Source organism: Arundinibacter roseus, from assembly GCF_004348825.1.
Classification (GTDB): Bacteria; Bacteroidota; Bacteroidia; order Cytophagales; family Spirosomataceae; genus Arundinibacter; species Arundinibacter roseus.
The window spans coordinates 62906-86947 of record NZ_SMJU01000015.1 but is presented as its reverse complement, the minus strand read 5'-3'; the positions used below and the strand labels follow the sequence as shown (position 1 = coordinate 86947).

The window sequence follows — 24042 nt, the reverse complement described above, 5'->3', positions numbered from 1 at the left end:
CCAAACGAACAAGCCTCGGAGAGGCGTAACATTTGTAGGAAAATAAATCACCCAAACGAACAGCCTCGGAGAGGCGTAATATTTGTAGAAAAATAAATCAACCAAACGAACAGCCTCGGAGAGGCGTAACATTTGTAGGAAAATAAATCACCCAAACGAACAAGCCTCGGAGAGGCGTAACATTTGTAGGAAAATAAATCACCCAAACGAACAGCCTCGGAGAGACGTAACATTACATCAGGCGGACTTTTCCTACAAATACATTTCTATCTTCTGAAACTGCGTTGGAAACTGTACGATACAAAAAAACGCCCCGAAAGCACAACGGCTATTCGGGGCGTCTTAAACGTACTCAATTAAACCAGCAAGGTTTAAAGAAAACTTATCAGGCAATCGCGGCTTTACTCGCTTTGCGGCTACGCATCCAGAAAAACAGGATAGTAAAGGCAACGATAAGAATAATCGGGAACGTGGTCATATTTAACAAAGTAGCCTGACCTGCCTGCAATTCAAGCGCATCGCCACTCAACCCCTGAGCAGCCAAAGTTGCCCGGTTTTCATCAATCCATGAACCAATAATCGGCTGGAAGATTGCGGTTGAGAACATACCCATACCACCAACGAGTGAAAGGCCTAACGCACCGCTCAAAGGAACTTTTTCGGCGATAAATCCAAGCATAGTTGGCCAGAAATAGCACACACCCAGCGCAAAAAAGATAGCGGCTACGTAAGCCATAGCGCCTGTTTGGCTACTGAAAAGATAGATTCCGATGGTTGTAAAAACAGCCGAACCAAGCAATACACCCGTTTGGCCAAACTGACCAATAACCGGACCGCCAAAAAAGCGACCAACGGCCATAAGTCCCGTAACAAGTGCAAGAATCAACAAGGGTTCTGCACCACTTTTACTCAAAATGATGGCAGTCCACTGTTGAGGGCCGAATTCCGAAATAGCCGTGAGGGCCATGCATAGGAAAATAAAAATAAACAACGGATTAACCATTCCCCGGAGGTTTTCCGAGAGAGAGGTAGCCCCTTCCACTTTGGCTTTTGGAAAAGCCTGCCCCCAAAACAGAAAAGCATAGATTAGCGTTGGAAACATGATGATCCAAATCTGCGCCTGCCAGTCGAGGTTCATTTTGGTCATTGCCAGAGAAATCAAGCTACCGACTACGATACCACCGGGAAACCACATGTGGAAACGACTCAACATCTTATTCATCTTTAATCCCGAATAAGAATCGGCGATCATGGGGTTACAGGCCGCTTCTGTACAGCCATTCCCGATTCCGATACACAGCGTAGAAACCAGAAGACCTACGTAGCCCGTTGCGTAAATGGTCAGCAAAATACCGGCTGTGTGCATAATAAAAGCCACCATCATGATGATCCGTGGCCCGACGGTATGATAGACGAGCCCACCGATAATCATGGCAATCGGGAAACCATAAAACCACATGGAGTTTATAAAACCCAGCTGTTCAGCACTTAATCCAAATTGATCACCAAGCTGCGGTAAAATACCTGCCCGAATCGCAAAGGAAAAAGCGGTGGTAATAAGCGCAAAGCAACTGCCTAGAAAAAGGCGATCTGCATTGACATTTTGATTCATAATACAATAAAGGGTTTAGTGAAAAAGGATAGGTTGATTGAAATGATTCTGTAAGTTTTGTCCAAAAACTTCGTAAAAAAAAGAAATAGGCATCATTTCTACTAATATCTGTACGGTCTATTCTCCGATTTTTTTGAAGTTGTTACCTTTGTAAGAAGTAAGAGTAGGTGATGCTACTCCTTTTTTGACAAATTTTATCAACATAAACCTTTAACCTAACTAGTGATGTCTAGAAAAATACGCATGGGAATGGTGGGGGGAAGTATGGACGCCTTTATCGGCGGTGTACACCGCATAGCGGCTGCCATGGATGGCGAAATTGAGCTCGTTTGTGGTGCTTTCAGTTCTAGTCCCGAAAAATCAAAAGCTACCGGTGAAGCTCTTTACCTGCCCGCTGAGCGCGTGTACGGCAGTTTTGAAGAAATGATCCTGAAAGAAAAACAATTGCCCGAAGGCGAGCGCATGGATTTCGTTTCGATCGTAACGCCCAATCACGTGCATTTCCCTCCGGCCAAACTGGCGCTCGAAAACGGCTTTCACGTCGTATGTGATAAACCCCTGACCCACGACACGGCTGACGCCGAAGCCCTCGTGAAAGTGGTAGAAGAAAGTGGACTAATTTTTTGCCTGACGCATAATTATACCGGCTACCCCATGGTAAAGGAAGCGAAACATCTGATCAAATCAGGGGCGTTGGGCACTATACGTAAGGTAGTTGTGGAATATCCGCAGGGCTGGCTCTCGACGCTCGTGGAAGCTACCGGCCAAAAACAAGCCTCGTGGCGCACCGACCCGGCTCGTTCGGGTGCAGCGGGTGGTCTTGGCGACATTGGCACGCATGCCGAAAACCTGGCTGAATATATTACCGGACTCCGCATTACAGAAGTCTGTGCCGACCTGACCATTTTTGTAGAAGGCCGACAACTCGATGACGACGCCAACGTGCTGCTACGGTTTGACAACGGTGCCAAGGGCATTTTGCAGAATAGTCAAATTTGCAACGGCGAAGAAAACGACCTGAACATCCGCGTATATGGGGAGTACGGCGGCCTGGAATGGAATCAAATGGAACCCAATACGCTAATTCACAAAACGCAGGAAGGCGTTCGGATTCTGCGCACGGGCAAGGGGAATTTGTCGGAAGCCGCACAGGTGCATACGCGCACACCGGCGGGCCACCCGGAAGGCTACCTGGAAGCATTTGCCAATTTGTATCGCAATTTTGCTTTTGCGTTGCGGGCTCGCTGGGAAGGAAAAAAACAGGATCCACTCTATGATTTCCCAACGGTTTACGATGGCATTCGGGGTATGAAGTTTATTGATACTGTGCTTACTTCTGACAAAACAGAAACGAAGTGGACGAAATTTCTGGATTGAGATTTTAAAAAATCTGTTCAAAAATCATCCTCAATACCAGTAGTTTAGATATAAATAATTGAATCGCTCGCATACTTTTTTCCTTTAACCAATAACATACCAAATGACCAAAATTAAAGTAGGAGTTGTAGGAACCGGATTTATTGGCCCCGCTCACATTGAGGCCCTGCGCCGATTGCCCAACGTTGAAGTTGCTGCCTTATGCGAAGTTACAGCCGAGTTGGCTGCTGAAAAGGCAAAAGCGCTGGGAATTGAGCGTTCGTATACGTTCGATGAGCTGTTGAAGCAGGAGGATATTCAGTGTGTACATATTTGTACGCCCAATTTTTTACATTATTCTCAATCCAAAGCGGCACTGTTGGCCGGAAAGCACGTGGTCTGTGAAAAACCTTTGGCCAAAGACCTTGCCGAAGCCGAAGAACTCGTTCAATTGGCTGCCGAAACCGGGTTGGTCAATGCCGTGCATTTTAACCTGCGTTACTACCCGTTGGCCCGCCAAATGAAAGTGATGCGCGAAAAAGGCGAGTTGGGCGATGTGTATTCGGTCATTGGGTCATATTTGCAGGATTGGCTTTTTTACGAAACCGACTACAACTGGCGCCTCGAACCCGACAAATCGGGCGACTCGCGCGCTATTGCCGATATTGGCTCACACCTGATGGATATTCTCGAATACATTACGGGGTTGAAAACAGTAGCTGTGATGGCCGATTTCAATACGATTCATAAAACCCGGAAAAAGCCACTCAAACCCGTGGAAACGTATTCGGGCAAGATGCTCAAACCCGAAGATTATGCGGACGTACCCATCACGACGGAAGATCATGCCAATGTATTGCTGCGGTTTGACAACGGCAACCGGGGCGTCATTACGGTTTCGCAGGTATCGGCTGGTCGAAAGAACCGCATGAGTTTTGAAATCTCGGGCTCCAAAAAGACGTTCAGCTTCTGCTCCGAAACGCCCAACGAACTTTGGATTGGCAACCGTGACGGCTACAACGAAGTGCTCATGCGTGATCCTTCGCTCGTTCACCCCGAAGCGCAATCGGTCATTTCGTTTCCCGGCGGCCACAACGAAGGCTTTCCCGATACCTCCAAGCAGATGTTTAAGGAAGTATACGCCGCCATTGAAGCCGGAAAACAACCCGAAAACCCAACGTTCCCAACGTTTCAGGATGGTTATCGCGAGCTTTTGATCTGCGAAAAAATCCTGGAAAGCCACCGGAATCAGGCGTGGGTAGAAGTATAATTTATTCACATTGTGTGACTAATCGCAGAGGATTTTTCTGCGATTAGTCGCTTTTTTTACCCTTAACAACAAATCAATAACTATGAAAACTATAAAAGGACCTGCTATATTTCTGGCGCAGTTTATGGGCGACGAAGCCCCGTTCAATTCGCTGGATTCGATTGCGCACTACATGGCCGAACTGGGTTATCAGGGCGTACAAATCCCGACCTGGGATGCCCGCTGCATTGACCTGAAACAAGCGGCTGAGTCAAAAACGTATTGTGATGAGTATCAGGGAAAATTGCGGGATATTGGCGTTGAAGTAACCGAACTTTCTACGCACTTGCAGGGACAGCTGATTGCGGTACATCCAACCTACGACGCTATGTTTGACGGGTTTGCAGCTCCCGAGGTTCGCAACGACCCAAAAGCCCGTACCGAATGGGCCGTGCAACAGCTCAAATGGGCCGCACAGGCTAGTCAAAATATGGGGTTGAAATCATCGGTTACGTTTTCAGGAGCGTTGGCGTGGCCCTTTTTGTATCCGTGGCCGCAGCGCCCTGCCGGCCTGATTGAAACCGCTTTCAAAGAATTGGCTACCCGTTGGTTACCTATCTTGGATGCCTACGAAGACGCGGGCGTGGATGTTTGCTACGAGCTACACCCCGGTGAAGATTTGTATGATGGTGCTACGTTTGAGATGTTCCTGGATTATGTAGGCGGTCACAAACGAGCCAATATCAATTATGACCCCAGCCATTTTGTGTTACAACAACTTGACTATCTGCATTTTATTGATCTGTATCACGAAAGAATCAAGGCGTTTCACGTAAAAGATGCAGAGTTTAACCCAAATGGACGGCAGGGCGTTTACAGCGGATATGCCGGATGGGCTGACCGCGCCGGACGTTTCCGTTCGCTGGGTGATGGGCAGGTAGATTTTGCGGGAATTTTCTCCAAGTTATCTCAATATAATTACGATAGCTGGGCTGTTCTCGAATGGGAATGCTGCATTAAGTCCCCTACGCAGGGAGCGGCCGAGGGAGCGCCATTTATCGCCAATCATATTATTGAAGTAACCGAGAAAGCATTTGATGATTTCGCAGGAACAGGCGCCGATGAGGCGTTCAACCGCAAGGTGTTGGGCTTGTAATATTGTTCATTGATCGGGTCTCTCCAAAAAACTGTTTTTGGAGAGACCCGTTTTTTTATCTTTACACCGAAAAATCACGGATCAGTACCTCACGCAGCGAAGTAGGCTTTTCTCCCGTAACCTGCTCAATATCATTGGTCAAAAAACTCACCGTTCCGGTTTTGATCATGCCATAGACCGGCAACATGTAGTCAGCAATAAAAGGCGGTGCGCCAGCGGCGGACAACGTTGCCCGAAACTCTTCTTCCGACGGATTCAGGTAAGTAATTTGTTTCCCCAAAACTTCCGTCAGAATTTGGGCTGCTTCCTGATAGTCAAGTAAATCCGAACCGGTAAGGCGGTAGATTTTCCCAGAATGTCCATCCTCATTCAGGACTTGTGCCGCAACTTTGGCAATATCGCGTACATCCACAAACCCAACTTTCCCGTCTCCGGCTACTACATAAATAATCCCTCGTTGGGTTACGTTTTCGTATTCAAAGTTTTTGAAATTTTGAGCAAAAAAGGATGGTTGCAGAATTGTAAAATCAAATCCTTTTCGCTGAATATACTCTTCCACGATCCCATGAAACGCCAATCCTCCGCCTAAACTCTCATTGCCAAGCGCCGAAAGATAGACAACACGCTTAATGCCTTTTTCCCACAAAAAATCCAGAAAAGGAATCATCGTTTCTTCCATATGAAACCTCAACGGAGGCCCTAAAACAAATACAGCATCCACTTCGGATGTAGGCGTTTCAAAGGTTTCCGGTTGGTCAAAATCCAGATTTACCCATTGCTCCTGCCCTATTCCGAGGGTTTGGGCTGCTTTTGAAAATTCACGCGAACCGGCTACAAACGTTGTGTCGTTTGCCTGCAACTGCCGGATTAATTCTTTCCCAATAGTTCCGGTTGCACCGGTGATCAATACTTTGTTGCTCATCATTTTGTTTGAATTTAATTATTAGTTATTTTTAGTAACTCAAAACTAAATAGTAACTAATGGATTTAAAAGAGGGCACAGCACTCATACCTGGTACCATGGAAGTAACTAATACAGAGGATAAAAAACTTAACCCCGAAAAAAATTTACATTTAATTTTTGCGCGCGCCCGCAATCAGGAGTTGGCGTGTCCGGTTCGGGACGTTATTCATAGAATCAGCGACAAATGGAGTCTGCTTTCCATTTTGGCGTTGGGTTCTCGCGGAACATTACGCTTCAATGAGTTAAAAAAAGAAATTGGGGATGTTTCTCAGCGCATGCTCACCGTTACCTTGCGGAATCTGGAAACGGATGGATTTGTAACCCGAACACTTTTCCCCGAAGTTCCGCCACGGGTAGAGTACACACTCACTGATTTGGGAAAAGGGCTACTTCAGCAGGCCCTCTTATTGGCTGATTGGGCCAATGATGCATTACCCGAGATTGTGGAAAGTCGTAAGAAGTTTACAAAAAAGTAAATAGAAGGAATAACAAATCGCACCTTACAAATTAATTATACAAACTAGTTACTTAAATGGTTTATATTCAATCTAACGACTTAGCCTTTTTGAGTAAAAAAAACTTTGTCAGACTACCCAAAAAACTACATTTAAATATAGCCAAAATTCAATAGAACCTATAAGTATCTTATTCACAGCACTAATTTAAACCTCATTTCTTTTTGTATATTACTTTTTAGTGTACATTTATAGCGCTTTTGTGTAGCACATACTAGTCTATGTTTTCCACAAAACGATTACACACACTAACAAAATAATGTATGAACCCTTTGTACTTTGGAATGGGCGGCTTCGCCCTTTTTCGAATGGAGTGTCGGTATGTGCCGTTGCTGACGTTTTTTTTACTCCTTAATTTACCACTTCTCGCACAAAATCCTTTGGCTCCCGCCGGGAAATTCAACGTTTTTACGCAAGGAAATGCAACCCTGATTTCCAATGAAAGTGAAGGTGCCGTGGCAATCGGCGGCAATCTTACCGTAGGCGGCAACTATCAGGTAGCGTTCATTTCTTCCGGTGACTTTACCCAACCGGCCTTTCCTACCGTAAAAATCGGTTTAGTGGTAGGTGGTGGCGTAAAACTCCAAAACGGTACGCTACGAGTGCTCAACAATGGATTTATAAAAATTGGGAATTGTGCCGGAGGAGGCGATCTGAATGCCCTGAAAGTATGGTTTCGGGATCAGAACAATGCTACTTCTCCAATAAAAATAACCAAGAGTACGGACGGCTACGCCAATCCGTCTTCTTTTATTGAGCTGAATGGAAACGTCAATACATTCTATTCGTCTTTGGCGGACACGGCCTCAAATCCAATTTGTCAGCCCAACGTCATTGATTTTGCTACGGCTTTTACAACCCTAAAAGCGAACTCCCAAACGCTGACCAACTGCGTTGGGAATGTTCGCACAACAAATGCCAACGGGGATGTTGTAACCAATTTTTCGGGACAAAATCTTTACCTGCGCGATCCGTTGGACGGCTTGCCCGCCAATACCACCCGTGTGCTTAACATTACAGGCGCCGATCTGAATGCCGTCAATAACATTACGTTTTCGTTTACACCCACGGCAAGTCAACCGCTCGTAATCAACGTAAGTACCGGTGCTACTTTTTCCTGGAACGTCACCAATCAGAACGTAAACGGAAGCATGCGGTACATTATCTGGAACTTCCCAAATGCAACTACGCTGAACATTGAGGGCAACGCTACTATCGAAGGCAGTGTGCTGGCGCCCTATGCGACGATTACCAAAACGGTCAACAATTCTAACGTTCAGGGGCAGCTCATCGGACAAACTTTACTCGTAGACGACGGGGAAATGCACAACTATCCGTTTGAAGGAAATGTAACATGCGGAACACCTGTTTGTAATGCGCCAACTCCGTTCGCCGACGGTATAACCCGCTGCGGGCCGGGTACGGTTACGTTTGCGGCGAGTGGCTGTACAAACGGATTTACGGCCAAGTGGTTTGACGCTGCCAACCTTAGCAATCAGGTAGGGTCGGGCAATTCTTTTACAACCCCTTCTCTTTCCTCCACCACCAACTATTTCCTGTCTTGTGTTAAAAATGATGATGCAACTTGCAAAAGTTTGCCTCTGACCGTAACGGCCACGGTCAATCCGGCTGTCACCGTCAGCATCAGCGGTCCCGAAACTGTCTGCGGCACAGAGCTGCCCGTTACCTATACAGGCAGTCCGGCGGGTGGAAGTTTTAATCTTCCCGGAGGAATACCCGAAGGCGCAATTACGGTGAATGCCAATGGGTTGACCATCAATCCCGCTACAAGCCTTGCATCACTTACATTTTCCTATGCAGTAACCGGAACAAATGGATGCGGTGGCTCAGCTTCCAAGTCTGTTACAATTAACAATGGCGGCACCAAAATCAATCTGTCGCCGGCCATACTTTGTGAGAACCAAAGTTCTACCTACACCGATCCCGAAGGAACTACCGGTACATGGAGTGGGTTTGGGGTAACGGATACGGGCACCGGTGCTACGATCAGTGCCGCACAGGCACTTATTCAGTCGGGGACCACGGCCCCTGCCACAGTGTACATTTATTATACCCAAACCAACGGAGCCTGCACCAGAAAAGACAGCGGGTTGGTTACGATCAATCCTCGTCCAGTAGTAACAATTGCCGGGCCTGAAACCGTTTGTGCCAGTGAACTGCCCGTAAACTTTACGGCCTCTCCGGTGGGTGGCACGTTCAACCTGCCCAATGGATTACCTCAGGGTGCAGTTACGATCAACGGACATGTGGTTACCATAAATGCAGGCTCTACCCTTACCTCGCTTACGTTTGGATATTCATATACAGACCCGCAAACGGGTTGCTCGGCCAATACAACCAAGACTATTTCCATTTCTCCGGCTCCTAAACCGACGGTAAACAGTCCAACAATATGTGAAGGAGAAACTACTACACTTACCGCAGCGGCCTGTGCAGGTAGTCTGTTATGGAGCAATTCTGCTACCTCGGCAAGCATAAATGTATCGCCGATAACGACTACCACGTACACCGTAACTTGTACCATTGGCGATTGCGAAGGCACAGCAACGGCAACAGTGACAGTTAATCCTAAACCGGAAATTTCGATTTCGGGCGATCCGGTATGTAGCAGTGATCTGACAACTTTTACCGTCAATTTTGCCGCAACCACAAATGCAATCATTACCGCTGACAAAGGAACCATCAGCGGAAACAGCGTAACGGGAGTGCCTGCCGGTGAAACCGTCAAAATCATAGCTACGCTCAACGGCTGCTCGGATACACTGACAATCACCAAAGACTGTGATTGCCCCACCATTACGCCTCCCACACTTGCCGCTGCACCGACGGCTATTTGTGTGGGAGAAAGCACGACGCTATCAGCAAGCGGATGCACAGGAACTGTCACCTTCTTCGCCGATCAGGCATTGAACCAACCCCTCGCCAGCCTGACCGTCAGCCCGACGGCTACCAAAATCTACTACGCTACCTGTACCGACCAAGCCTCGGATTGCGTCAGTCAGCCTGCGGAAATAACGGTGACGGTTAATGAAAAACCGGAAATTTCGATTTCGGGCGATCCGGTATGTAGCAGTGATCTGACAACTTTTACCGTCAATTTTAATGCAACCACAAATGCAATCATTACCGCTGACAAAGGAACCATCACCGGAAACAGCGTAACGGGAGTGCCTGCCGGTGAAACTGTCAAAATCGTAGCTACGCTCAACGGCTGCTCGGATACACTGACAATCACCAAAGACTGTGATTGCCCCACCACTACGCCTCCCACACTTGCTGCCACACCGACGGCTATTTGTGTGGGAGAAAGCACGACGCTATCAGCAAGCGGATGCACAGGAACTGTCACCTTTTTCGCCGATCAGGCATTGAACCAACCCCTCGCCAGTCTGACCGTCAGCCCGACGGCTACCAAAACCTACTACGCTACCTGTACCGACCAAGCCTCGGATTGCGTCAGTCAGCCTGCGGAAATAACCGTGACGGTGAATGAAAAACCGGAAATTTCGATTTCGGCAACTACCTGCTCAACAGACGGTCTAACTTTTGACATTGCCTTTACCGCCACTCCAAACGCAACGGTAACCGCCAATAAAGGAACACTTTCAGGAAATACCGTCATCGGCATTGCATCCGGTGATACCGTGAAGCTGATCGTTAGCCTGAACGGCTGCATTGATTCCACCACGGCCACACAGAATTGTCTGGTACCTACCGGTTCTTTGGGAGATTTTGTCTGGAAAGATCTCAACGACAACGGGCAGCAGGATGACGATGAGCCGGGAGTTGAAGCCATTAAAATAATTCTCTGGTCGGCAGTAAATAATTTACCAGCTCAAAAACTCGACAGCACCCAAACATCAACTGCAGGCGCGTACGGCTTTACCAATCTTCCCAAAGGCGATTACATCGTACAAATTGACCTGACGACTTTGCCGGACAGCTGCGAAATCAGCGATAAAAAGAACATAGGCAACGATGCTACCGACAGCGACTTTTCTACCGATGGCCTAAGTGATGTCGTAAGCCTTGATCCGGCCTTGGGTGGGCTCAATAAAGACAACCCGACCATAGATGCCGCGCTCCTTTCCCCCTGCATTAGGCCGGAGTTAGGTTCCATCACGATTTCGGCCGCAACCTGTACCAACCTGAACACCAATAATGATGCGTCGTTTGCTCTGAGTGGTTTACAAAATGCAGCTCGCTATACCTATGCTACGTCGCCGGGCGAGTTGAGCAATTACGCAGCAGCCACCAATTTAACGGGTACGAATCTTGCCATCAGTGGTTTGCCCAATCCCGGGGCGCCTGCCGGTCAAACCTACTACATCCGGTTATTTGCCAGTGAAGATTGTTTTACAGATACACTGATTCAAATCCCTTTTCGGGATTGTAACATTGACTGTGTAAAACCCGAAGCCGGAAACGATGTTTTCCTGTGCAGCCCTACATCAGAAGTAAATCTGCCTGATGCCACACCTGAGCAGCAATGGATTGCCGGCGCCGGAAATCCGGGAGGAAGTATCGACATTAGCTCCGGCCTGGTTACCGGCTTAACAAACGATGGTATTTATACGTATATCCTACTTGACGCAGGACTTGGCAGCACTTGTTCGGATACGGTTTTTGTATTGAAAGGTTCAATTACTCTCAGCAACCTTGCCACCTGCGAAGACACCCTCACCCTACCCTTGTTTGTCAACGGCACCTGGGCCGCAGCCGCAGGAAACACGGCAACCGTAACCCCTGCGGGTCAAATCAGCGGCATGAGCATTCCTGGCATGTATACATTTGTATTGACTAACGGCGATTGTCAGGCAACACTTCTTGTTGAACGCCAAGCCTGTGATACACCCTGCCCAGTATTTAGTTTAGTCGGAAATGCATCAGACACTCTATGTTCAGGCTACTATGGCGAAGCGTTAAGTGCCAAAATCGGTACTAATCTTCCGGTAAAACTCGTTCGCTTCACCTCTCCCCAAACATCTGCCACTGTGTACTCAGGCGGTGAACTGATCGAAACCCTCACACCAATTGATTCTCTCGTCAGTTGGCCAATTGGCTTACCCGGCAGTCAGTTCCCGGCCAATAGCGGTACGACACCCGTGACCTACTATATGTACCTCATTGCCGATGACACAACGGCACTACCCACAGGTTGCCGTCCATTTGCTGAAAAGCGATACACGGTCTTGCCTCTGCCCAAATTTACGATGAGTACTGAGCCCGTCTGTGTGGATTCGACAACCTACACTGTTACACTGACCATCCAAACCTCTGGAACTTTCAATGTCGTGTTAGCCAACGGATTGTCTTCAATTGGCAACGGACCGATTCCTCAGGGCATTTTGCAGGAAGCCAACGACATTACCGGCAACGGGGGCACAGTATCCTTTACCCTGCCACTTGCCGATAGCTCAGCGGTGATACTTGTGACGAACGTTGCCACCGGCTGCGCCAGTGCTGATGCATTAATTAACCCAACGATCGTAACCTGCGACAAGCGCTATGACCTCGCTTTGGATAAATCAATTGATAAAAAACTGGCGATGATTGGCGAAACGATCAACTATACCATCCGGGTATGGAACGAAGGGGAAGGCAATGCTACCGGTGTGGAAGTTACCGATCTGCTCAACGCAGGGGTGCAGTACATGACTCATGCTACGGCGCAGGGAAATTATACGGCTGCAACGGGAATCTGGCAAGTCGGCAACCTCGCCGTTGGAGATACAGCTATACTCTCCATTGCCGTAAAGGTTGTGGCAGAGGGTGTATGGTTTAACACCGCCGAAATATCAAAAATGAACGAAAAAGACATTGACAGCACTCCCGACAATGGCAACGAAAGCGAAGACGACATCGACCGCGAGTGTTTCACCGTTCCGATTTTATTATGCCGGGGACAAAGCAGCACCATTGAGTTAGCCGTTCCGATGCAGTATTCCAATGTGGTTTGGTTTCGTAAAGTACAAGGTGGACAGCCTGTACAGGTAGCCATAGGTAACACGCTATCAGCCACCGAAACCGAGCCAGGAAGCTACGAATATACCTTTACATCAAGCGCAGGCAGCTGCCCTGCCGAAGGCTGCTGCCCCATTATTCTGGCCGTACAGGATTGCTGTCCGGTAGAAATCTGCGTACCGTTTACACTGAAACGGGTGAAGTTGTAAGGAAAGAATTTCTTGCTACTTTAATTTCATACAAAGAACTCCGTAATCGCTGCCGATAGTAGTTGTTGCGGAGTTTTTTTTACAAAGCACTCAATAGTCTCCTTTCATTATCTCAAAAATAGCTAGTGCTCACTGAAAGAGTACAAAGTTTATCCTAACCTTTTGTTCATTTTCAAGATCCCCAAATATTTATGGTAAAAAATATGTCGATTCCTCTTTTACTGAAATGGACAAAATCACAGGAAGTTCTTTATAGAATCATACATTTTCCCCGACCTGTAACGTTTTCCTGAGTATATTTGAACCCTTATTGTACTATTTTGATACAATATTAATCTAACTCCAATTATTCGTATGTTTTCATCATGTAACAAAACCTTACTCAGAGGACTGGCAGCGCTAGTGGTCTTTTGGGGAATGGGCACAGGATTCGTAGCGGCTCAGACGCCGGCTAAACGAATTCTGGTATTTTCAAAAACTGCCGGATTTCGGCACGCTTCTATTCCGGCGGGACAGGCGCGGCTGTTCAAAATGGGTAAAGAACAAGGATTTGCGGTAGATACCACCGAAAACTCGGCTGCATTTACAGAAGAAAACCTTAAAAAGTATCAGGCCGTAGTTTTCCTGAGTACTACCGGAGACGTTCTTAATCCTACTCAACAGGTAGCTTTTGAACGCTATATTCAGGCCGGTGGCGGGTATGTGGGAATTCATGCAGCCACCGATACTGAATATGGTTGGCCGTGGTACAATAAATTGTCTGGCGGACAATTTGCCAGCCACCCGGGCAATCCGAACGTACAAACGGGAGAAGCCTATGTGGTTAATAAAAACCATCCGTCGATGGAGGGGTTTCCTGACAAATGGACCATCAAAGATGAGTTTTATGATTTCAAAAATTTTAACGACAAAGTAACTGTTCTTGTTAAAATTGACGAGAAAAGTTATAAAGAAGGAAAAATGGGCGATAACCACCCGATGTCATGGTTTCATGAATATGATGGTGGAAAAGCTTTTTATACAAACTTTGGTCATACGGACGAAACTTTCAGCGAGCCCGTTTTTGTAAAGCATTTGTCTGGCGGGCTAAATTGGGCAATGGCGTCCAAACTGGATTATTCCAAAGCCTATTCGATGGTACCGCCCGAAGAAAATCGTTTTACCAAAAAAGTACTTGTAAGTAACCTGGATGAACCAACGGAACTTGTGGTGCTTGATAACGGTAAAGTGCTGTTTACAGAGCGCAAGGGAGGTGTAAAAGTTTATGACCCAAAGACAGAAAAAACAAATCTGGTAACAAATATTCCCGTTCACTTTGAACGCGAGTATGGCTTGATGGGTATCAATATTGATCCTGATTTTAAGAATAACAGCTGGGTATACCTCTACTATTCAGCCGTTAAGCCTGACACCAACAACCGGTTGGTTCGGATCAAATGGGATGATGCCAACAATCAACTTTTGATGAATACCGAGCAACTAATCCTGAATGTTGCTGAAAATCGTATCGGTGGTCAGAATGACTGCTGCCATACGGGAGGCTCTATTGCCTGGGATAAGGAAGGGAATTTGTTTCTTTCCACCGGAGATAACACCAATCCGTTCTTCTCCAATGGTTTTGGCCCAATCGACCAACGTCCCGGCCGCGAAAAGTATAGCGCTTTGACATCATCAAGCAATACCAATGACCTGCGCGGTAAGATTCTCCGCATCAAACCTAAGGCCGATGGAACGTACGACATTCCCGAAGGAAATCTTTTCCCAAAAGGAACAGCAGGTGCTCGTCCTGAAATTTATGTGATGGGGAATCGTAACCCTTACCGTATTTCCGTTGATCAGCGCACAGGCTATCTCTATTGGGGTGAAGTTGGCCCCGATGCAGGTGAAGATAACCCCAAGCGTGGCCCCCGTGGACATGATGAAATGAATCAGGCACGTAAGGCAGGTTATTTTGGCTGGCCGCTTTTTGTGGCTGACAACCGCCCCTACCGTGATTTCAACTTTGCGGACAGCACTTCCGGCCCCTATTTTGATCCGGCAAAACCGATTAATCCTGCTCCAAATATCACCGGATTAAGAGAGCTTCCTCCTGCACAGAAAGCATTTATTTATTACCCGTATGCCGACTCTCCTGAATTTGGAGAAATTGTAGGCAAAGGCGGGCGGAATGCCATGGCGGGTCCTGTGTATTATTATGATGATTATGCCGACAGCAAGGTGCGCTTTCCAAAGTACTACGACGGCAAATTCTTTGCCTACGAATGGATGAGGGGCTGGATTAATCCGGTAACAATGACCAAGGAAGGTGATTTTGTACAAATGGAGAAGTTCATGCCCTCCACAACTTTTAATCACCCGATGGACATGCAGTTTGCGAAAGATGGCTCACTGTATCTGCTCGAATACGGCAGCAACTGGTTTGCCCAAAACGAAGACGCCCGCTTATCGCACATCACCTACAATGCCGGAAACCGCCCGCCGGTAGCTGTTACCAAAGCAGACAAGCCCGTTGGGGCCGCTCCTTTGACCGTGGCTTTTTCGTCAGAAGGCTCACTAGACTACGACAAGGACGCCATTAAGTATGAGTGGACGTTCGGAAAAGGGCTCCCAAAAAGCACACAGGCTAATCCTAAATATACCTACACCAAGCCGGGAGAATATACGGCCGTTCTGAAAGTGACGGATGCTGCCGGTAATTCCGGAACGTCTGAGGTTATCATAAAAGTCGGAAACGATGTACCAAAAGTAGACATCGCCATTAAGGGAAATAAGTCTTTTTATTGGGACAAAAAACCTGTCGAATACGAGGTAAAAGTAACTGATAAAGAAGATGGTAGCCTGGCTAAGGGCACGATTGCCGCTGAGGAAGTTTTGATGAATGTCAACTATATGGAAGGTTTTGATAAAACGGTACTCGGCCATCAGACCGGAACCGGATTCTCTACGGGCCGCCGTTTGATCGAATTGAGCGACTGCAAAGCCTGCCACAGCGTTGACAAAAAGTCTATTGGACCGGCCTACCTGGATGTTGCAAAAAAATATCAGCGCGACCGCAATGCCGTGAAAAAACTTTCTGAGAAAATAATCAAAGGCGGTGGGGGCGTGTGGGGCGAACAGGCAATGGCCGCTCACCCGCAGCTGAAGCAGGAAGATGCCGAAAATATGGTAACCTACATTCTGTCACTTGCAAGCACGAAGCCCCAAAACCAAATGGCTCTTAAAGGTGCGTATGTGCCCGAAGTAAAAGCCAAGGAAGGATCGTACATTTTTACGGCTACGTATACCGACAAAGGAAATGGAGAAATTGGACCGATGACCGGCATGAGTTCCATCGCTCTGCGCCCGGCAAAAATGAGTGCAACCTCATTTGATTCGGGCAAAGACTTCATGAAATACAAACTCCCCACCGGAAACGAGGTCGTAGTTGCCACTGCAAACGGTGGCTATGTACTTTACGAAAATCTGGATCTGACAGGCATTACCAAGCTGAAAGTGAGCGCATTCACCGCTAAGGGAATGACCGTAGGGGGTACGTTGGAAATTCGCGTAGATTCACCCAAAGGCCCAAAAATCGGCTCGGTGGAAATTAGCGAAGACACCATGGGTGAGGTGGAGATTCCCTTGCAGGTTCCTGCCGACCGCCGGCAACGCAACCTATATCTGGTATTTACCAATCCTAATGCCAACAACAAACCCTTGTACTCCATTGGCACCCTTGAATTTATCAATGGCGCGATGTAATTGTTAAGGAGTATATTTTAAATTCAATGAGCGGACGTAGGGGAAATTCTACGTCCGCTCATTTTTTAAAAATTGATCTGTTTCTTTATCTATTTCAATAACAGCTTTCTGAAAATATCTTTCCATCTGCTTTTCTATTTCTCACCTGCCGTGTAATACTAAATCCTGAATATCTATATGAAAACCCGATACTATCTATTTTTGCTGGTTCTTTTTCTGTTTTCCAGTCAACTTCATGCCGCAATAGTTGACACACTCGACGTATACAGCAAGAGCATGAACCGTACGCTGAAAGCAGCCGTGGTGCTTCCGAACAGCTACCAAACTTCTACCAATAAACAGTTTCCGGTGCTTTATCTCCTTCATGGCGGCTCAGGAAGTTTCCGCGATTGGCTGACCAAAGTACCTGATCCGTCGCTGCTGCATCGCCTGGCAGATCAATACAATATCCTGATCGTTACGCCCGACGGTGATCCTACTAGCTATTATTTTGATAGTCCGGAAATCAAAACCAGTCAGTTCGAGACTTTTATTTCCAAAGAAGTGATTGAACAAATTGACCATACCTACCGGACAATCAAAGACAAAAAAGGACGGCTCATTGCCGGCTTATCTATGGGCGGACATGGTGCCATGTACATTTCGAGCCGCCACCCGGAGCTTTTTGCGGCAGCCGGCAGCATGAGTGGAGTGATGAACATAAACACTGCTACCTGGAAAGTACCCGAAGAGTTTGCCAAATCCAGAGCCGGGAATTTTGCCCGTCTGCTTGGCCCACCGAAATCAGGCTCCACGCCCTATCCCGGTTTCACGATGGTAACCCTGGCCGATCAGCTAAAAGCCAATGGCCTGCCCTTTATTTTGGATATTGGCGTAGACGACTTTCTGATTGATACCAACCGGGATTTGCATCAGCAGTTGATAGCCAATCAAACGCCGCACGACTACATTGAGCGGCCCGGCGGACATTCCTGGGACTACTGGGAAAATGCACTCCCCTACCAACTGCTGTTTTTTCACAAAATCCTGAAAGCAAATGGTGTCGCTATTCCATAAAGTTTTTTGAATAATAAATTAAGGTTGTTTTTGATACACGAGAAAATGCTGAATTGGCAAGAAATCTCCTTTTTGTACTAATCGAAAACCATTGGCTTCCAGTTCCTTATTAGCCTGAGCCACGCTTAGTTTGTGAAGTTTTTTTATGGGAATGCTGGGATCTTCCGTGCGGTATTCGAGCAGGAGAAGTTTGCCATCAGGTTTCAGGGCCCGACGAATGGCCTGCAACATTTCGTGCGGAAATTCCAACTCATGATATACGTCAACCATCAGCGCCAGGTCCACCGAATTGTCCGGCAAATTGGGGGATTTCTCACCGCCTGGCACAACTTCTACATTTTTATAGCCCTCTTGCAGGGCTTTATTTTTCATAAAATCGACCGATTCCTGCTGCACATCTACCGCAATCACCTTTCCCTGAGGCACGGCTGCTGCAATTCTGAACGCATAGTAGCCCGTTCCGGCACCAATATCAGCCACTACACTATTGGCAGAAATTGGCATTTTCTGAATGGCCAAAGCAGTATTTTCCTCTTCCTGCCGTTCGTCGCGTTCGAGCCAACTCGCCCCACCAAAACCCATTACGTGCGCTATTTCACGGCCAAAATAAGTTTTCCCAATGCCATCATAAGAGGCAGTTTGTTTGCCATACACTGAACTGTCAGCATTTGTCTCCGGGCGACGCTGAGACGTAGAACTCTGACAGTTAAACAGACACAAAATTAGCAGAACGAACAAAAATGAAGTAAATTTCATAAGTAGTTGCAGGATATTGGTGACTAGTAGATAAACCATCCTGGGCCTTCAATGTTCATTCTATGTATACGGCAGGTCCTTGTTTTCAGAAAAACGGAACAAGGCTCAAAAAGCTTTCTAAACAGGAATTTACCTTACACAAACCCCTCAATTCCTAACCCAAAAAGCGCAAAATCGTACTTCACGGGGTCATGCGGATCAAGCGTTCGGAGCGTGGCGGTTAGCTCTACGGCCGTTTGCCAGTCGGTTTTAGGGCGTTGAATCAGCCCCAGGTGGCGGGCTACGCGGTCTACATGTACATCACAGGGCGCAATAAGCTGAGCCGGCTGTATCGTTTTCCATAAACCAAAGTCTACCCCGCGGTCATCGTGACGCACCATCCAGCGCAAAAACATATTCAGCCGCTTACAGGAAGATTTTCGCAGCGGGGTGGCAATGTGTTTGGCGGTGCGTGGCGGGAAGTCTTCCAATCCACAAAATTGATTATGAAAAGCAATCAGGAGCGGCTCAACAGTCAGTTGATTTGTTGATTCCGGAATCAGAAACGCCTCTTCGAGTGAGGTGTGGCTTTGGTAGAATGTATGAAAAAAATGCAGGAAATAGAGCGTATCCGTGGCATTAAAGGTTCGGTGTTTGAAAGCCAAGAAGCGCTTCAAATCACTTTCCTGATGATTTCGTACAAAGTCGTAGGGCGCATGATCCATCAACGATTCCAGTTCAAGGCACTTGTTGATAATCGTTTTACGCTGTCCCCAGGCCAGAATTGAGGCCCAAAAGCCCATAATTTCAATATCCTGCAAAAGGCTGAACCGGTGCGGAATACTGATCGGGTCGTGCGGAATAAAAACGGGTCGATTGTACTGCTCAACCTTTCGTTCGAGCAAATCGGCTACGTAGGACGAGACGGGATTATTTGCGGACAATTTTATTGAAGATGTAAGCTAATGCCTGCGAAATGCCGGAAAAGACCATGACAAGGCCGGAAAACAGAAACGTAAATACGGCAATAAAGGGATAGAAAATCGTAAAAGCCACACTCCACACTTTATATCCGGTGGTTTTCTTTACGGCTGCACGTTCCTCTTCCCGTTTGGATCTAAATTCGGGTGAATGCTTCATGTACAATTAGTTAGCGGAGATAAAACTGATCTCAGCTCTAAAACGACGGCTATTGGGAGAAAGTTTCTCAAAAGCTCTTGTCGAGAGTTTGATCACAATGTCTTCGTTGGCACTTGTGTTAGGAATCCGGCCTACTACTTTTACCCAAATCGTTTCCTGATTGTATTCATTTTTAACCTGAATGAGCGTACCCATCGGGGCCGTTCGGTGCAGGGCGAGGTACTTGCTGCTGCTTTCTTCGGTATTGATAACTTCGGCCAATCCCGATTCTGTCAGGCGTTTGCCGGTGGCCGCTTTGGGAGGAGCTGCACGTTCAGCAGCTGGTTTTTTAGGCCTTTCGGGCAATGGCGAACTAATAACCCGGGCAGAATCTTTGGTAGCAGGAGGTGCAGGAAATGCATTTTTAGTGCGTTCCAGGTAGGTTTTTTCGGCGATAATCAGTTCCTGCCCAAACTGCACATTATCAGTTTCAAGGCCATTCCACTGCCGGATTTCGGCCATTGTTACGCCGTATTTAACGGCAATGCTATACAGCGTCTGCCCGGCCAGCACGGTATGAACTCCCGAAGCAACAGATGGCTGCGCTGTTACTTCCGGCTTTTTCTCCTCTTTCTTTTTCCGATCTTCCTTTGCTGAACTTTTGGAAGGGGCAGGTCCCGAATAGGGTACTCGAATTACCTGATCGGCCCGAAGCTGATCGTTAATTCCCGGATTAGCGTCCTTGATGGCTTTGATAGAAGTGCCGTACCGCCGCATGACGGCGTACATTGTTTGTCCCTTATCAACCCGATGCAGCACAAAAATTTTTCCATTGGTAGTTTCAGAACCAATCGAGTCTCGTTGGCTGATATTTTTCGCTTCAGCACCCGATAGAAAAGTACTTACACAAGAGAGGAGAGCCAGGCAAAACAGATACTTCATTTTAAGGAGTCAAATTTAAACTGATTAATTCATTTTGGGTTCGAAGAAAAAGCAGGTGATCGTTTTTCCAGACAAGGGTACTGCTACTTAGTCCTTTGCGGCCTTCTGAGAGGATTTGGTGGTAGACAACTTCCTGTTTCTGATTGACCACCAAAAGAAATTGGGCTACTTTTTCCTCGATGTAAATATAATAAGAAAACGCTATATACGGAGTAGCTTCAAGATAATCAATCGCTAACGGTTGTGAGACACGCACTACTTTTTGCAAAAACGACGAAAGTACGTCAAAGTATATATCCTGAGGATAGTAGCGCTCAGGGGTGCGGCAGGCTTCGGCCCGGCCCGGCGGCAGGGCAATCGGCTCCACCGCTCGTTGCAGCCGCCCGGAATCGGCATCACACAAGCGATAGGTCACCCCCTCTCCCATTTTTTGAGCAACTACAATCTGATTAGCGGTTTCGCCTTCCTGCACAAATACAACGCCCGGAAGGGCCCATTGCAAGCTTCCATCAACAACCGAAACTGACAGTAAATCAGTAGGTTCCGGGATGTCGGGATATCGGTAATTGTGGAGATAAACCGCCGACTCGGTAAAGGCGGTCAGGCTACTCCACCAATCCGTAGCTTCCGGAGTAGTTTGCCAAAGAAGTTTTTGACTGGTAAAATCCAGCACGACCCACGAAACCGTTTTTTGTTCTGTATCACGCAATTCCACCGCCCAGGTATTGACTTCGGGATGCGGGTGCGGAAGAATGCGCCAAATGGCCATGGCCTGCTCAAAAGAGAAAGAAGATTGGTTTTCCGCAGGTAGTAGCACAAGTTTCAGGTTTGAACCGTTAATTTTAGAACATTATTCAAAACAACAAAATTCTTAAGAAACCAACTGTGCAAATCGTAGGAATAATTCCCGCCCGCTATGCCTCTACCCGTTTTCCGGCCAAAGCGCTGGCCGACATTGGTGGGCTCAGCATGATCCGCCGTGTGTATGAGCAGGCCATGCAATCGTCCCGGCTTTCGGATGTAGTGGTAGCTACCGACGACTCCCGGATCTATGACCACGTGCTGGCCTTTGGCGGTAAAGTGGTAATGACATCACCCGACCACCAAAGTGGTACGGACCGTTGCTTCGAAGCACTGCAATACCTCGAAGGGATTTACGACTATGTAATTAATATTCAGGGAGATGAACCCTTTATTCAGCCTACTCAAATCAACCGTCTTGCCTCGGTACTCAACGGTGAAACGCAGCTATCAACGCTCGTGAAAGTGATTGAAGATGAGGAAACTTTATTTAACCCCAATACCCCCAAAGTCTTACTAAGTGCCAATCGAAACGTACTGTATTTCAGTCGGCAAACCGTTCCTTTTCTGCGGGGGGTAGATCCGGCGGCGTGGTTGCAGGCACATACGTTTTACAAGCACATTGGAATTTATGCCTATCGTACGGATGTATTGGCGCAAATTACGCAGTTGCCCGTATCTTCCTTAGAAAAAGCAGAAGCCCTCGAACAACTTAGGTGGCTCGAAAACGGGTATTCCATTCGGGCAGTTATTACTCCTGACGATTCACACGGAATTGATACCCCGGAGGATTTGGATCGGGTGGCACGAAAATTTCTGTAATGTAGCCTGTTCAGGACCGTTTATCAAATGTTTAATACGAGATTTGCCCGGTCTGTCGTTATGCAGGGATAAAATACGCTATAATAAAACCAAGACTCCTTAATTTGAACTCTATGCAATATAACATACTATGGGCGGATGATGAAATCGATTTATTGAAGCCTCACATCATGTTTTTGACCAATAAAGGATACAATGTAACCCCCGTAAACAGTGGCTCAGACGCGCTCGATAAGGTAGAAACCGAACGTTTTGATATTGTATTTCTGGATGAAATGATGCCCGGCATGACGGGTCTCGAAACGCTTGCGCAGATCAAGCAGATACACCCTTCCCTACCTGTGGTCATGATTACCAAAAGTGAGGAAGAGCACATCATGGAGGACGCTATTGGGTCAAAAATTGCGGATTATCTGATCAAACCTCTCAACCCGAATCAGATTTTACTTTCGGTAAAAAAGATTCTTGACAACAAGCGATTGGTAACCGAAAAAACCACCCTGAGCTATCAGCAGCAATTCCGAAATCTTGCCATGCAGTATCAGGACCGGATTAATCATGAAGAATGGGCTGAAATATATAAAAAACTAATATACTGGGAGTTAGAATTGGAAACTTCGCAGGATCAGGGAATGGCGGAGGTATTTAGCATGCAGAAAAGCGACGCAAATGCCAATTTTGCCAAGTTTATCGAAGAGGAATATGAAGACTGGTTGAATGATCCCCGGGCCGATCGTCCGTTGCTTTCGCATCAATTGATGAAGCAGAAAGTGTTCCCACATCTGAAAGGTAGCGGCGAGTCACTATTCTTTTTATTGATTGATAATTTTCGCTTTGATCAATGGAAAATGATTCAGCCAATTTTGCAGGAATATTTCAATATAGAGGAAGAATCGACCTACTATTCTATTTTACCTACAACTACGGGCTATTCGCGAAATGCGATTTTTGCGGGAATGATGCCGAGCGAAATCGAGCGTAAATTTCCGCAGTGGTGGGTCAGTGACGAAAATACCGCCGAAGGCGAAGAAGGGCTGAATAAGCATGAACACGAACTGCTGCAAAAACAGCTCGAATGGAATCGTTTGCCGGTGAAGTTTTCTTACAATAAAATTCTGAATACGAATCAGGGGAAATCGTTGGTGGATAACTTTTCCAATTTATTGGGGAATTCGCTCAATGTAGTGGTGTATAATTTTGTGGATATGCTTTCCCACGCCCGCACCGATGTGCAAATGATCAAGGAACTTGCGCCCGATGAAGCGGCCTATCGGTCTATCACGAAATCGTGGTTTCAGCATTCGCCTTTGCTCGATTTGATCCGGAAAATTGCCGAGAAAAAATGTCGACTGATTCTGACCACTGACCACGGGATGATCCGGGTACAGAAGCCGGTGAAAATTATTGGCTACCGCGAGACAAATACCAATCTGCGCTATAAGCATGGAAAAAACCTGGGCTTTGACGACGATCATTTGCTGGTTTGTCGTAAACCTGAGCGATTTTTTCTTCCAAAACCGCACGTGTCTACTTCCTACGTATTTACCAAAGAAGATTACTTTTTTGCCTACCCAAATAACTATAATCAGTACGTAAATTTGTACCGGGATACATTTCAGCACGGCGGTATTTCGATGGAAGAAGTCATTATTCCGTTTATTGATTTAAAGGCTAAATAACTTATATTTACATCTTTTTAGAAAATGTGAGACTCCATCCTCCACATAAAACTGGATTGAAGTCTCACATTTCCCTCTCTTTTAATTTACTCTCTGTAAAC

The 24042-nt window shown here is 46.8% G+C and carries 16 protein-coding genes; 9 read left to right on the top strand and 7 right to left on the bottom strand.

Annotated elements, in window-relative coordinates:
- Window positions 1–385 precede the first annotated feature (385 nt).
- Window positions 386–1612 carry an MFS transporter gene (locus tag EZE20_RS20085; RefSeq protein WP_132121077.1) on the bottom strand — a complete coding sequence of 409 codons (1227 nt, stop codon included), beginning with the start codon at window positions 1610–1612 and terminating at the stop codon, window positions 386–388.
- A gap of 243 nt (window positions 1613–1855) precedes the next feature.
- Between EZE20_RS20085 and EZE20_RS20080 the strand changes: the two genes are divergently transcribed.
- From EZE20_RS20080 to EZE20_RS20070, 3 genes are all read left to right on the top strand, one after another.
- Window positions 1856–2989 carry a Gfo/Idh/MocA family protein gene (locus tag EZE20_RS20080; RefSeq protein ID WP_132121140.1) on the top strand — a complete coding sequence of 378 codons (1134 nt, stop codon included), beginning with the start codon at window positions 1856–1858 and terminating at the stop codon, window positions 2987–2989.
- A 103-nt stretch (window positions 2990–3092) separates the two neighbouring features.
- The gene (locus tag EZE20_RS20075) at window positions 3093–4238 is read left to right on the top strand and encodes a Gfo/Idh/MocA family protein (RefSeq protein ID WP_132121075.1); all 1146 of its coding nucleotides are present in this window, start codon (window positions 3093–3095) and stop codon (window positions 4236–4238) included.
- An 82-nt stretch (window positions 4239–4320) separates the two neighbouring features.
- Window positions 4321–5373: a sugar phosphate isomerase/epimerase family protein gene (locus tag EZE20_RS20070; protein ID WP_132121073.1), complete on the top strand. Its 1053-nt coding sequence runs from the start codon at window positions 4321–4323 to the stop codon at window positions 5371–5373.
- A 61-nt stretch (window positions 5374–5434) separates the two neighbouring features.
- Here EZE20_RS20070 and EZE20_RS20065 read toward each other — a convergent pair whose 3' ends face one another.
- Complete coding sequence (locus EZE20_RS20065) at window positions 5435–6298, bottom strand: SDR family oxidoreductase (protein ID WP_132121071.1); 864 nt, start codon at window positions 6296–6298, stop codon at window positions 5435–5437.
- Between the two features lie 56 nt (window positions 6299–6354).
- Here EZE20_RS20065 and EZE20_RS20060 point away from each other — a divergent pair, with 56 nt between their 5' ends.
- From EZE20_RS20060 to EZE20_RS20045, 4 genes are all read left to right on the top strand, one after another.
- Window positions 6355–6813, top strand: coding sequence for a winged helix-turn-helix transcriptional regulator (locus tag EZE20_RS20060; protein WP_228713911.1), 459 nt, complete (start codon window positions 6355–6357; stop codon window positions 6811–6813).
- A gap of 302 nt (window positions 6814–7115) precedes the next feature.
- Complete coding sequence (locus EZE20_RS20055) at window positions 7116–13046, top strand: collagen-binding domain-containing protein (RefSeq protein ID WP_132121069.1); 5931 nt, start codon at window positions 7116–7118, stop codon at window positions 13044–13046.
- Window positions 13047–13400: 354 nt separating this feature from the next.
- Window positions 13401–16787, top strand: coding sequence for a ThuA domain-containing protein (locus EZE20_RS20050; RefSeq protein WP_132121067.1), 3387 nt, complete (start codon window positions 13401–13403; stop codon window positions 16785–16787).
- 177 nt (window positions 16788–16964) lie between these two features.
- Window positions 16965–17843 carry an alpha/beta hydrolase gene (locus tag EZE20_RS20045; RefSeq protein WP_132121065.1) on the top strand — a complete coding sequence of 293 codons (879 nt, stop codon included), beginning with the start codon at window positions 16965–16967 and terminating at the stop codon, window positions 17841–17843.
- 18 nt (window positions 17844–17861) lie between these two features.
- On the opposite strand, the gene EZE20_RS20040 is transcribed toward EZE20_RS20045, so the two are convergent.
- From EZE20_RS20040 to EZE20_RS20020, 5 genes are all read right to left on the bottom strand, one after another.
- Window positions 17862–18599, bottom strand: a complete 738-nt coding sequence (locus EZE20_RS20040; RefSeq protein WP_132121063.1) for a class I SAM-dependent methyltransferase — start codon at window positions 18597–18599, stop codon at window positions 17862–17864.
- A gap of 134 nt (window positions 18600–18733) precedes the next feature.
- Complete coding sequence (locus tag EZE20_RS20035) at window positions 18734–19522, bottom strand: TIGR02757 family protein (RefSeq protein WP_132121061.1); 789 nt, start codon at window positions 19520–19522, stop codon at window positions 18734–18736.
- Complete coding sequence (locus EZE20_RS20030; RefSeq protein ID WP_132121059.1) at window positions 19509–19718, bottom strand: hypothetical protein; 210 nt, start codon at window positions 19716–19718, stop codon at window positions 19509–19511. The genes EZE20_RS20035 and EZE20_RS20030 overlap by 14 nt, the downstream gene beginning before the upstream one ends.
- Window positions 19719–19724: 6 nt before the next feature.
- A complete protein-coding gene (locus EZE20_RS20025; RefSeq protein ID WP_132121057.1) occupies window positions 19725–20639 on the bottom strand; it encodes a LysM peptidoglycan-binding domain-containing protein in 915 nt (304 codons plus the stop codon).
- A gap of 1 nt (window position 20640) precedes the next feature.
- Window positions 20641–21456 carry a DUF4905 domain-containing protein gene (locus tag EZE20_RS20020; protein WP_132121055.1) on the bottom strand — a complete coding sequence of 272 codons (816 nt, stop codon included), beginning with the start codon at window positions 21454–21456 and terminating at the stop codon, window positions 20641–20643.
- Between the two features lie 68 nt (window positions 21457–21524).
- On the opposite strand from EZE20_RS20020, the gene kdsB reads away from it, so the two are divergent.
- Together kdsB and porX are read left to right on the top strand one after the other, a co-directional pair.
- Window positions 21525–22262, top strand: coding sequence for a 3-deoxy-manno-octulosonate cytidylyltransferase (gene kdsB / locus EZE20_RS20015; RefSeq protein ID WP_132121053.1), 738 nt, complete (start codon window positions 21525–21527; stop codon window positions 22260–22262).
- A gap of 113 nt (window positions 22263–22375) precedes the next feature.
- A complete protein-coding gene (gene porX / locus EZE20_RS20010) occupies window positions 22376–23941 on the top strand; it encodes a T9SS response regulator signal transducer PorX (protein WP_132121051.1) in 1566 nt (521 codons plus the stop codon).
- Window positions 23942–24042 lie beyond the last annotated feature (101 nt).